The 11,416-nt window shown below is 64.9% G+C and carries 12 protein-coding genes, 1 tRNA gene and 2 pseudogenes; 9 read left to right on the plus strand and 6 right to left on the minus strand.

What is annotated here, in order from left to right; translation table 11 throughout:
- From GJV64_RS06495 to GJV64_RS06510, 4 genes and pseudogenes are all read left to right on the plus strand, one after another.
- A pseudogene (locus tag GJV64_RS06495) lies at positions 1-583 on the plus strand (DSD1 family PLP-dependent enzyme); the annotation flags it as partial.
- 218 nt (positions 584-801) lie between these two features.
- Positions 802-1,962 (plus strand): tyrosine-type recombinase/integrase, encoded by a 1,161-nt coding sequence (locus tag GJV64_RS06500; protein ID WP_164156460.1) that lies wholly within the window; start codon positions 802-804, stop codon positions 1,960-1,962.
- Between the two features lie 434 nt (positions 1,963-2,396).
- Positions 2,397-2,639 (plus strand): MerR family transcriptional regulator, encoded by a 243-nt coding sequence (locus tag GJV64_RS06505; RefSeq protein ID WP_164156461.1) that lies wholly within the window; start codon positions 2,397-2,399, stop codon positions 2,637-2,639.
- A gap of 798 nt (positions 2,640-3,437) precedes the next feature.
- A complete protein-coding gene (locus tag GJV64_RS06510) occupies positions 3,438-3,887 on the plus strand; it encodes a hypothetical protein (protein ID WP_164156462.1) in 450 nt (149 codons plus the stop codon).
- Between the two features lie 252 nt (positions 3,888-4,139).
- Here GJV64_RS06510 and GJV64_RS06515 read toward each other — a convergent pair whose 3' ends face one another.
- Positions 4,140-4,913, minus strand: a complete 774-nt coding sequence (locus GJV64_RS06515) for a hypothetical protein (protein ID WP_164156463.1) — start codon at positions 4,911-4,913, stop codon at positions 4,140-4,142.
- A 423-nt stretch (positions 4,914-5,336) separates the two neighbouring features.
- Between GJV64_RS06515 and GJV64_RS06520 the strand changes: the two genes are divergently transcribed.
- Complete coding sequence (locus GJV64_RS06520; protein ID WP_164156464.1) at positions 5,337-6,077, plus strand: NYN domain-containing protein; 741 nt, start codon at positions 5,337-5,339, stop codon at positions 6,075-6,077.
- Positions 6,078-6,482: 405 nt separating this feature from the next.
- On the opposite strand, the gene GJV64_RS06525 is transcribed toward GJV64_RS06520, so the two are convergent.
- The 3 genes from GJV64_RS06525 to nth all read right to left on the minus strand — a co-directional run bounded on the left by GJV64_RS06525 (position 6,483) and on the right by nth (position 7,681).
- A tRNA-Arg gene (locus GJV64_RS06525) sits at positions 6,483-6,559 on the minus strand.
- A 46-nt stretch (positions 6,560-6,605) separates the two neighbouring features.
- Positions 6,606-6,989 (minus strand): hypothetical protein, encoded by a 384-nt coding sequence (locus GJV64_RS06530; RefSeq protein WP_164156465.1) that lies wholly within the window; start codon positions 6,987-6,989, stop codon positions 6,606-6,608.
- Positions 6,990-7,000: 11 nt separating this feature from the next.
- Positions 7,001-7,681: an endonuclease III gene (gene nth / locus GJV64_RS06535; RefSeq protein ID WP_164156471.1), complete on the minus strand. Its 681-nt coding sequence runs from the start codon at positions 7,679-7,681 to the stop codon at positions 7,001-7,003.
- An 86-nt stretch (positions 7,682-7,767) separates the two neighbouring features.
- Here nth and GJV64_RS06540 point away from each other — a divergent pair, with 86 nt between their 5' ends.
- Entirely contained in the window at positions 7,768-8,247 is a 480-nt protein-coding gene (locus GJV64_RS06540) for a DUF2244 domain-containing protein (protein WP_164156466.1), read from the plus strand.
- Here GJV64_RS06540 and dapB read toward each other — a convergent pair.
- The gene (gene dapB, locus GJV64_RS06545) at positions 8,217-9,020 is read right to left on the minus strand and encodes a 4-hydroxy-tetrahydrodipicolinate reductase (protein ID WP_164156467.1); all 804 of its coding nucleotides are present in this window, start codon (positions 9,018-9,020) and stop codon (positions 8,217-8,219) included. The genes GJV64_RS06540 and dapB overlap by 31 nt on opposite strands.
- Before the next feature lie 95 nt (positions 9,021-9,115).
- Between dapB and GJV64_RS06550 the strand changes: the two genes are divergently transcribed.
- Together GJV64_RS06550 and GJV64_RS06555 are read left to right on the plus strand one after the other, a co-directional pair.
- Entirely contained in the window at positions 9,116-9,655 is a 540-nt protein-coding gene (locus tag GJV64_RS06550; RefSeq protein ID WP_164156468.1) for a GNAT family N-acetyltransferase, read from the plus strand.
- A complete protein-coding gene (locus GJV64_RS06555; protein WP_164156469.1) occupies positions 9,655-10,368 on the plus strand; it encodes an NAD-dependent deacylase in 714 nt (237 codons plus the stop codon). The genes GJV64_RS06550 and GJV64_RS06555 overlap by 1 nt, the downstream gene beginning before the upstream one ends.
- A 9-nt stretch (positions 10,369-10,377) precedes the next feature.
- On the opposite strand, the gene GJV64_RS06560 is transcribed toward GJV64_RS06555, so the two are convergent.
- The gene (locus GJV64_RS06560) at positions 10,378-11,043 is read right to left on the minus strand and encodes a glutathione S-transferase family protein (RefSeq protein ID WP_164156470.1); all 666 of its coding nucleotides are present in this window, start codon (positions 11,041-11,043) and stop codon (positions 10,378-10,380) included.
- Positions 11,044-11,141: 98 nt separating this feature from the next.
- On the opposite strand from GJV64_RS06560, the pseudogene GJV64_RS06565 reads away from it, so the two are divergent.
- Positions 11,142-11,416: pseudogene (locus tag GJV64_RS06565) on the plus strand (hypothetical protein); the annotation flags it as partial.

Consider the following 11,416-nt stretch of genomic DNA (forward strand, 5'->3'; position numbering starts at 1 on the left):
CGCGTCCGCCGAGGCGGAGCGGGCAGCGGCGGTGTTTGCGGCGCAGCGGCTGCGCCAGCACGGCCACGCCTGCCCCACTGTGAGCGTCGGCTCCACCCCCACGGCTCATCACGCCCGCCGACTGGACGGCGTCACCGAGGTGCGGGCCGGGGTGTTCATGCTGTTCGATCTGGTGATGCACGGCATCGGCGTGTGCCGGCTGGAGGACATCGCCCTGTCGGTGCTGGCGACCGTGATCGGGGTGCGCGCCGAAAAGGGGATCATCATCGTCGATGCCGGCTGGATGGCGCTGTCCCGCGACAGGGGCACCGCCGGCCAGGCGGTGGACCAGCATTATGGCCTGGTGTGCAGCGAGGCCGGCACGCCGTGGCCCGATCTGGTGGTGCGCGAAGCCAACCAGGAACATGGCATCCTGGCCATCCGCCCCGGCAGCAGCGCCGCCCTGCCGGCGCTGGCCGTGGGCGACCGGGTGCGCATCCTGCCCAACCACGCCTGCGCCACGGCCGCGCAGCACAATGTCTATCAGGTGCTTTCGGGCGATATGGCTGGCGCCGAACAATGGCCGCGCATTGCTGGCTGGTGAAGGCCGCGGACCAGCGGTGTGATCGAAAACTGGCGCACCCGACAGGATTCGAACCTGTGACCTCTGCCTTCTTAGGGCAGGGAAAATGGATTTCCATGGATTGAAGGCGACACGCAAACCCCTGTTTTGGTTGACACAGAGTTTGCCGAGGCCCAAGAATATCCACCGGCGTTTGATACGTTTTTTATACGCTGGGCCGATATGACACGGAGCCGGGCATGGCGATCGATCTTTCCAAGGTGGAACAGCGAGACAAGCTGAAGGCGCGCCCGGCGCCATATTGGCACCGGCTACGGGCCGGCTGCTTCGTCGGTTATCGGCCTTCCAAGGTTGGCGGCAAGGGCCATTGGCTGGCGCGCGTCTATGACGCTGAAACCTGCCGCTACAAGGTCAAGGCGCTGGGCGATTTCGGCACACTGGCCGGCAAGGAACAATTCGCGGCGGCCAAGACGGAGGCAGAAGCGATCGCCGCGCTGGTGGAGTCCGGTGGCGAGGTGCGTCCCAAGATCGTGACGGTGGCAGACGCCTGCCGCGCCTATGCCGAAACCCGCGCCGAGGCCGAGGGACGGTTCAAGCGCTTCGTTTATGGTGATGCCGTGGCGGGCGTGAAGCTGGCCAAGTTGCGACGACAGCACCTAAAGGACTGGCGCAAGCGGCTGGCCGAAACCCCGGCCCAAGTCAGCCGGCGCAAAACGGGCGAAATCCGCCACCGCAGCCGGGCGCCGTCAACCGTCAACCGGGAACTGGCCGCGCTGCGGGCGGCGCTGCGGGCTGTGCTGCCGCTTGGCGCGCCCGGCACCGAGGCAGCATGGCAAGAGGCCTTGAAGCCCGCCAAGAACGCCGATGGCCAGCGCATCATGAAGCTGAGCCGCGATGAACGCCGCAAGCTACTCGATCATATCGATGCCGAGGCGGCACCGTTCCTGAAAGGACTGTGCCTGCTGCCTTTGCGGCCGGGCGCGCTGGCCGCATTGACGGTGGCCGATTTCAACAAGCACTCGCTGGAATTGACCATCGGCAAGGACAAGACAGGCAAGCCGCGCACCATCGTCATCCCGGCGGTCGCAGCGGCCCTGATGACAGAACAGGCCAAGGACAAACTGCCCGGCGCCCCGTTGTTCATGCGGGCCAATGGCAAGGCCTGGAACCGGAATAGCTGGAAGCTACCGATCGCAGAGGCAGCCAAGGCGGCTGGGCTGCCCAAGGGCGTGACCGCCTACACCATGCGCCACAGCGTCATCACCGATCTTGTGACCAATGGCCTGCCGCTTCTCACCATCGCCCAGATCAGCGGCACCAGCGTCGAAATGATCGAGAAGCACTACGGACATCTGGACAAGGAAGCGGCCAAGAAAGCGCTGGCCGAACTGGCGTTGTAACGCGGGGCGTCGCCAAGGTCACAGCGGCGATGGGTTATGATGTGGGTGTTCGCGCCAACCTAACGCACCCAAGGCCGCAATGTCTTCACGGGATGGTAATTGCTGATCTCGTGCAGGGCATCAGCCACGGATTCGATGACGTCTTCCTTGAGGATCGGCTCCGTTGTCCACAGTTTATCCCCTTGTTTCTGCAACTTTTTGTGCCTGTCGGTGGGGAGAGCCGCACTTGGCCACTATGCCGGCCGACTCGCCCGGATTATGTTGGAGCCGTGGCGCTCGCCGGATTCGTTCCACCCGGTTCGAATTGACTTGGGCCACACTGCGCCCGCCCCTTGAAACGGGCGCGGCTGGGGAGGCTCCTACACCTCGCCCAGCCGCTGAGCGCAGTCCGTTTGACAGGCCGTTGCAAGCCATTTGCCAAGGAGTGACGCCGTATGGCGAACGATACTTTTGAATCACCCGCCACCGCAAGCGAAAGCCGCAATTCTGCGGCACCCAGTCCAATCGATCGCCGCGACGCCTATTCGATTGAGGAAGCGCAGGCGCGGTCGACGCTGAGCCGCGCAATGATCTTTGAGCTGATGCGGCTGGGAAAGCTGCAGCGCGTGAAGGTCGGGAGGCGCACCCTCATTCCGGCGGAGAGCCTGCGCGCCCTGCTTACTGGCGCCGCCGCCTGAGTCCCCGCCATGAAAGGCGAAAAGGGCGCCGGCCCTGAAACCGGCGCCCCTTGCGATTGCTTGCCTGGCGGTCGCAAAGGGACAGATACGCTTTCCACCCATCGCGCGCAACGGCTTGCGACCTGTTACCGGGTGCGCCCGGTGCTGGCCGAGACAATCGCGGCTCTGGCATGGTGCGAGGTGACGCCATGAAGGGCGCAGCTGCATCACCGCTGGCCGCGATCCGCGCCAAGTGCATCGATTGCTGCGGGGGCCAGCCTTCCGAGGTGCGGCTTTGCCCCGCCAGCCGATGCGCCTTGCATCCCTTCCGGCTGGGCAAGCGCCCCAAGAAAGCTGGGCAGGAACTGTCGCCAGAGGCACGGGCGGCATTGCTGGCCCGGCTGGGCAAACACGGCGCGCCGCCCCCCGAAAACTTGGGCCAGAAAGCCGCCAGCGAGGGGGATTTGCCATGAGGCCCCGGCGATCCCTGGCCGAGGCTGCGGCGGCCCTGATGGCAGCAATGGCGGCGCACGGCCTGCGGCCCCGGAACAGTGGGGCGGTTCATGTCGCGCTGCTGCGGGGCGGGCTTGTCCGGTTCGCCTGCAAGGGCGCGATCGGGCCACCCGCTTGGGCAATACTGATCGACGGCGCCCAGCCGGTCGGCTGCTTCGGGAGCTGGAAGGCCGGTGCAACCGGGACTTGGCGAGCCGATGGCGGGGCCGAGGCCCAGCAACCCAAGACCATGTAACCGGCGCGGGGCGGCTGGTGCGAACGCCTGGCCGCCCCGATCGCCCACCATTCAAGAGAGGCAGGCCCGCGATGGCCAAGAACAAGCCTTATCGATCCGGCGGCAAGCCCAACCCCACAGGCCGCAGCGATCGCGACGCACAACATATGAGGTTCTACCATTGGATGTTGGACAGCCCCGCTTTTCGCAACCTGCGGCCCATTGCGCGGGCTTTGCTGATCGAGATGGCCCGGCTCCACAATGGCTGGAACAATGGCGAGATAGGGCTGGGCGAGCGACAGGCGGTGCAGCTGCTTGGCATCACGGATCGTGCCGCGGCTAGGCGGGCGCTGGCCGAACTTGAGGAGCACGGCTTCATTGCCAAGACCAAAGCCAGCGCATTCAGCATGAAGGTTCGCGGCCCCCAGCGCGCGACAGAATGGCGGCTGGAATGGCTGCCGATCGAACGGCGCGGCCAAGCACCGATCCCGGCCACAAAGACGTTCATGCGCTGGCCCAACCTGCCTGCTGTGCGCTTTTGACGGGGCAGGAATCCAGTCCGGCATGGGGCGGGAATCCTATCCCAGCCCCACAGGAACGGGTGCCACAGGGGCGGGATACCTGCCCCAGCCGGGCCATTTTTGGGGCCATGCTGGGGCGGGATACCTGCCCACATGTATTTACCATGTGTGGGACTACGACTGCTTACGCGCGACATAGCGCCCAAGCGACGACCCGGCGGCACTGCAACGGCTTTGGCAATCGCTAACTGCTCGCCGCTCCTTCGCAGTCGGCTATTTGACCTTCGCCAGTTCCATCTGAACTTGGTGGGTATCACCGGCCGCCTGAAAGCTGAGCTGGATACGAACAGGAGCTTTCTTGGCCTGATTTCTAATTTTACTGGGAATATCGAAATGGAGCAGCCCACCATAAGCGCCGCCTGGGGCGACTGTGGTCGTAGCGATCACCTCTTTGATCTCTTGCAACCGTGCAGCGTTCTGATTGGCAAGGTTCGCAAACATTTGATCGTTCTGCTGGTTAGCCAGAGACTGAGCGACATACGCTTGGCCTGGATTATAAGTGGTGACCGACCCGCTGGTGAAGCTGTTGCCGTAGAATGGAGTGGAACCAATCTGGCCATAGGTATTGGTGTTAAAGCTACCATAACTGTTACTATAACCGGCATTAGCTGCCTGGATGTTGTTGCCCGCAGCTGCTAGACCAGCTGCCAAGGCAGCCCAAGCCATTCGCCGTCTTTGTTCTCGCTGCAAATCAGCAACTGTCAGAACTTGGATTGCTTCCCCCGAAGCGAGAGATGCAGAGATATTCTCGGTCCCGAAATTAAACGGCTTCTCATCAACGTTCATAGCAACGATTTGCAGCGTTGCACGCTTGGAAAAGGTCTCATCCGAGCCTCGAATTCTAATTGCCGATTGCGCTCGATTCGATTGGATCGCAGCCACGCCGGCATCCATGGCAACTTCTTGACCCTCGGAGGGGATAGGCCTCAAGACGAACTGCGCTGCTTGAGCTGGAACGGCGAGAACAAGCGCCGCAAAAATCATCATCTTTTGAGCCATAGAATCCCCCAACTTTTCAGCAACCCACAATCAGACGGACCTCACTGCAACATACTTGGGTGCACTTCCCTGTAAAGTGAGTGGATGATAACAATCCGTCCATGGCAACCATCAGCAATGGGCTGATATGTTGCTGCTAGGGCCTCGCGCAGGCCGAGGCTGACAGGCTAAGCATGCGGCGGTTAAAGAAAAATTGAAATAGCAATGGCGCGCGGCTTGGCGCGCCGGTGAAGCGGCTACTTAGAGGATCGACCGCTATGAGCTGCATCTCTCGCTAGTCGATCGTTGCCAATCTCAGTCTGCGCGGGATCATCGTTTGGCGCCAAAGCAAGAACAGTTTCTCGCCATGCGCAACATCACCCGACTGCTAGCGCTAAACAAAAAAAAGCCCCCGGGGCCGGAGCCCCGGGGGTGCCCCAGGCGGTGCCTGAGGCGCATATTCCGTTTGCAGAGGTATATATACGAGAGCCATATTCCGTCAATATCTTGGGGAGGATCGTGGTGCCGAGAGAACGCGTCGCGTTGTATGTCGATGGCTTCAACCTATACCACGCCCTTGATGCGCTAGGGCCGAATCACTTGAAGTGGTTGAATCTCAGGAAGCTCGGCAGGCTGCTGATCAAGTCCCGTAGCCAAGTACTGGTAAGCGTGTGCTACTTTTCCGCCTATGCCGAGCATCTTAAGGGCACCGAGAAGGAAGGCAGCATCCATCGCCATAGAGCATATGTTGCCGCCCTTGAGGCAAAGGGCGTCGAATTTGTAAAAGGCAATTTTGCTCGTCGGGAGCTGTCTTATCGCGGGGGGCGCCGCTATCGCGCAAAGTGGCAAAAACACGAGGAAAAACAGACAGACGTGGCGATTGGCGTCAGAGTGATGGCCGACGCAATCCGTGATAAGTTCGACACCGCCATGATCGTGTCTAACGACACAGACATGATCCCCTTGTTTCAGGCTATGGCGCAGATTTTTCCCCACAAGAAGGCCCTCACCATCTCTGCACCAGAGCGTCCCCACCACCAGACACTGATAGACGTGGCCGCAGAGCATGGACGGATCAGACGCAGCCAGGTGGAAAAGGCGTTGTTTGGGCCTCGGATTGTGCAGGGAGGCAGAATTGTAGCCCGGCGGCCCGCCGAGTACGCGCCGCCATGAACTTAGGAAACTCGTGCTTGTGAATGCCTACTGCCAAGCACGCCTGGGCTAAAACTGAAGCCAATAAAATAGGCTCAGAAATTGAGGTGAACACTGGGCAACCGCAGGCGCGCCGCTTGCGTTGAGTGGGACAAAGCATTGGGCGGCAGCCGCCAGCTGGCCGCAATTTCGCGAGCGTTATGCGCGTGACAGCCTGGCCGGCAACAAACATCAGACGAAGCTGGCGCTGTCACCCGTCTGCCACTAGCTGAACATCGCTAACCCAGATTTTGTACAGGCATCGCGCGCACGCGCGAGGGCGGTAGCAGGGTATCGCAAGCGACGGCAGAATGGCGGATTCGCACCCGGCTTTTATTCGTTTTTTATACGCTGGGCGCGCGGCGCGCCTGCAAGTCCTTGATTTTATGGCGCACCCGACAGGATTCGAACCTGTGACCTCTGCCTTCGGAGGGCAGCGCTCTATCCAGCTGAGCTACGGGTGCCTTGGCTGGGCTGTTAGCAGCGACCGCGGCGCGGCGCCAGACCGTTTCAGCCCCGCGCCTTCACCTTCGGCGGCAGCTTCTCGAACGGGGCGAGGCCGCAGCTGGCGCCGGACATGCGGCCTGAAATTGGCACGATCACCGTGATGATGTCCTGCGCGCACAGTTGCGGGATGCTGGTCTGATAGGAAAAGGCGCGTTCGCTGCCCAGTTGCGGACAGGGCTGACGCAGGCGGCTGCGCCACACGCTGCCATCGCGCAGGGTGAAATCGATGGTGCTCCTGTCGACGACATTGCTGCCCTTGATCGAGGCGACCGGCAGGCAGGTGCGCACCTCTGGCTTGGCCGCAGGCGCAGCAGCAGGCGCCGCTTCCTGCGCCGAAAGCGGCAGCGCGGCGGCGAGCGACAGCAGCAGGGACGACATGAGGCGCATGGCGGTCTCCTTCAGTCAGCCGCCATGGGGCCATTATCCGGCTGAACCACGGCTGAACTTGCGGGCCCCTTGGCCTTGAACTGGCAAAGCGATGCCACTGCGCAGGCGCCGCACTTGGGTGAGCGTGCCGTGCAGACATAGCGGCCGTGCAGGATCAGCCAGTGGTGGGCATGGCGGCGCCATGGCGGCTTCACCCGCTTCATGATGCCATTCTCCACCGCAAGCGGCGTCTTGCCCGGCGCCAGGCCGGTGCGGTTGGCAAGGCGGAACACGTGCGTATCGACCGCGCAGGTCTCTTCCCCGAAAAGCACGTTGACCACCACGTTGGCGGTCTTGCGGCCGACGCCGGGCAGGGTTTCGAGCACCGCCCGCTCGCGCGGCACCTCCCCGCCGAACTCCTCGACCAGCCGGCGCGACAGCGCGATGACATTCTTCGCCTTGGCATTGAAGAGCCCGATGGTGCGGATGTGGCTCTTCAGCCCGTCCTCGCCGAGATCGAGCATCTGCTGCGGTGTCGTCACCTGTTCGAACAGGCGCCTGGTGGCGCGGTTGACGCCAACGTCTGTCGCCTGGGCCGACAGCACCACAGCGACCAGCAGCTGATAGCCGTTGCCATAGGCCAGCTCGGTCTCCGGCTCCGGGCGCTGGGCGGCCAGGATACGGAAGAAACCGTCGATCTCGGCGGCGGTCATCAGGCGACGGTGGAGCTTGGTCATGGCGCCGCAATGCCGGCAAATGGCTTGGCGGGTAAAGGCCCTGCGGCGTAAGGGAAGGGGCCGTGCTGCTGGATCTTACCCTCACGCCCAACCGGTCCTTGAGCCGCGTTCATGCCCGCCGGCTGGTGCTGGTGGTGGCCGGCCTGTTCGCGCTGGGCAGCCTGCGCTTCCTGTTTCTGGGGCTGTGGCCGGTGATCCCCTTCTTCATCGCCGACGTCGCCTTGCTGGTCTGGGCCTTGCGCGCCAATTATCGCTCTGGCGGGCGGCACGAGCGGCTGGTGCTGGCCGGCGATGAACTCACCTTCACCCGCGTCTCGCCATGGGGCGAAACGGATGTTGCGGTGCTGGAGCCCTTCTACACCCGCGTGCAGATCGAGGAGACGCCGCTGGGCGATGCTCATCTCTATCTTGCGGCACGAGGCAAGCGCCTGGTGGTGGGCGGCTTCCTGTCGGCCCCGGAACGGCGCGAGGTGGGCGCCCTGATCCGCGAGGCGCTGGCCCGTTATCGCAATCAGAGCCCCAGCACGTCGGCCATGGCGTAACGACCGGCCGGCTTGCCGGCCAGCCACTGCGCCGCCTTCAGCGCGCCGCGCGCGAAGATGTCCCGGTTTTCGGCGCGGTGCCACAGCTCGATGCGCTCGCCCTCGCCCGCCAGCAGCACCATATGATCCCCCGCCGCACTGCCGCCGCGCAGCGATGCAAAGCCGATGTGGCCGGCCACGCGGACGCCGGTGATGCCGTCACGCCCCCGATCGGCATGGCTGGCCAGATCGATGCCGCGCCCGGCGGCGGCCGCCTCGCCCAGCGCCAGCGCCGTACCGGACGGGGCATCCACCTTGAGCCGGTGGTGCAGCTCGGCAATCTCGATGTCCCACTCCGGCCCCAGCGCAGCCGCCGCCTGCTCCACCAGCCGGGCGAGCAGGGTGACGCCCAGACTGGTGTTGGCGGCCTGCAGCACGGCGATGCTGCGGGCGGCGGCATCGATGGCCGCGTGATGCTCCGCATCCAGACCGGTGGTGCCCACCACCAGCGCGCAGCCGCCGTCCTGCGCGGCGTCCAGGCTGACGGCCAGCGCAGACGGCGCGGAAAAGTCGATCAGCACGTCGCAATGCCGGGCAATGGCGCCGACGTTGGAGCAGACGGTGAGGGTTTCGGGATGGCCCGGCCCGGCCGGGCGGCCGCAGGCGGTGTGGCCGGCGCGTTCCACGGCCGCGGTCAGCTTCAGGCCCGGCCAGTCGGCGATCTGGGCGATGATCGCCTGCCCCATGCGGCCACCGGCACCCAGCACCCCAACGCGGATCGGTTTTGACGTCATGATTCTCATGTGGGCAATCTGTGACAGCGGCGCAAGCGCCAGTCCGCCCTGCATGTTGCTTGCCGGCGGCAGGCGGCGCTGGCTATGGTCGCGGCGTGGAGTTCCGCCCCGCCCTTGCCGCCGATGCGCCGGCCATTGCCGCCCTGCACGCGGCCAGTTGGGCCAGCGCCTATCGCCATATCCTGTCGCCCGACTGGCTGGACAGGGAGCTGGCCGGTGATCGTCTGGCGGTCTGGGAGAGCCGCATGGCGGCGCCCGATCCCATGATGCGCGTGCTGCTGGCCGAGGATGCGGTGGGGAGCGACACCGGCCTGGCCGGTTTCGTCTGCCTGTTCCTGGCTGCCGACCCAAAGTGGGGCAGCCATGTCGACAATCTGCACGTGCGCCCCGATTGCCGGGGGCTGGGGCTGGGGCGGCGCTTGCTGGCGGCGGCGGCGGAACTGGCATTGGCCGAGGCACCGGGCCAGGGCCTGGATCTCCACGTCTATGTCGCCAACACCGCTGCGCGCGGTTTCTACCGGCGATTGGGCGGCACCGAGAGCCTTGCCGAGAAGGAGATTGCGCCCGATGGCAGCCGCCAGACCTATTGCCGGATCTGGTGGCCCGATCCGGCGCGGCTGCTGGCGCCGGCCTGATGGCCCGCCGCATCGTAATCCTCACCGGCGCCGGCATCTCGGCCGAAAGCGGCGTGCCCACCTTCCGCGCCGCCGATGGCCTGTGGGAGGGCCACCGGGTGGAGGACGTGGCGACGCCGCAGGCCTTCCGCCGCAATCCCGCCCTGGTGCAACGCTTCTATGATGATCGTCGCGCCTTCCTGGGCCAGGTGCAGCCCAACGCTGCCCACCATGCACTGGCGCGGCTGGATGCGGCCTGGCCCACGGGAGATCGGGGCGAGCTGCTGCTGGTCACCCAGAATGTCGATGATCTGCACGACCGCGCCGGGTCGCGCCGGCTGCTCCACATGCATGGCGAACTGCTCAGCGCGCTGTGCACCGCCTGCGGTGCGGCACGGCGGTGGGAAAGGCCGTTGCTCCAGCCACACAGCTGCCCGGCCTGCGCCCGCCCCGACACGCTGCGGCCCGATATCGTGTGGTTCGGCGAGATGCCCTACCAAATGGAGCGCATCACCTCGGCGATTGCGGCCTGTGATCTGTTCGTCTCCATCGGCACCTCGGGCGCCGTCTATCCGGCGGCAGGCTTCGTGCAGTGGGCGCGCGAGGCCGGCGCCGAGACGCTGGAGCTGAACCTCGAACCATCGGCCGGCACGCCGATGTTCAGCGAGGCGCGGCACGGCCCGGCCGGCACACTGGTGCCGCAATGGGTGGAAGCAATGCTGGCGGAACTCTAGGGACTTGGCCTAGAAATCCAGCTTGTCGTAGTGGGCGGGCGGCGGCAGACCCTCCAGCCGTTCGGCCAGCAGCGGCCGGAAGGTGGGGCGTGACTTGATCGCCGAATACCAGGTCTTCGCCGGCTCGTGGCCGTCCCAGTCGATGCCCGACAGATAATCCGCCACCGACAGGTGCGCAGCCGCCGCGATATCCGCCATGCCGAACTGGTTGCCGCCCAGCCAGGCCCGGCGCTCCAGCAGATAATCGACATAATCCAGATGGATATCGGCCATGCGCCCGGCCTCGCGCAGCACGCCGCCATCGGGCGAGCCGCGCAGCACGGTCCGCTTGTACATGCGTTCGGCCAGCAGCGGCGCACCCACCTCGGCATAGAATTTCTGATCGAACCACGCGACCAGACGGCGGGTTTCGGCACGCGCTTCCGGGGTGGCGCCGAGCAGCCCGGTGCGCTCGACCACCTCCTCGAAATGCTCGATGATCGCCACCGAATCAACCAGCACCGTGCCGCCCAGGCTCATCACCGGCGTCTGCCCGGCCGGGTTCAGCTGGGTGAAGCCGCTGCGCTTCTCCCACGGGCGTTCCAGCACCAGTTCATGGGTGACGCCCTTCACCGCCAGGGCAAAGCGCACCTTGCGGCTGAACGGACAGAGGGTGAAATGGTAAAGGCGCCACATCGCGCACCCGTTCATAATCAACTTTGCCGGCTTGGAAAGGCCGCATCACGGCCATGATGGTTGTTGCAAATCACTCGCAACTGACGTAGCCGGACGGGGTGAACCGGCGGCTTGCCCTTGTTGCCCTGTGGACCGTGCTGATGGCGCCGCTGCTGGTGCTGGGCCGGGACGCGTGGAACCCGGATGCCGATCTGGATGCGGCGGTGGCGGACAGCGGCAACTGGGCGATTGGCTGGCTGGCGCTGGCGGTGGTGCTCACCCCGCTGGCCGGTCTGTGGCGCGGCCTTGCGCGCTGGCTGTGGCTGCGCCGGGCGGTGGGGCTGGCGGCGTTCGCGGCCAGCCTGATGCACCTGTTCCTCTACATGGCGGTGAT

The sequence above is a fragment of the Sandarakinorhabdus rubra genome, assembly GCF_010994245.1.
In the GTDB taxonomy this organism is placed as follows: domain Bacteria; phylum Pseudomonadota; class Alphaproteobacteria; order Sphingomonadales; family Sphingomonadaceae; genus Sandarakinorhabdus; species Sandarakinorhabdus rubra.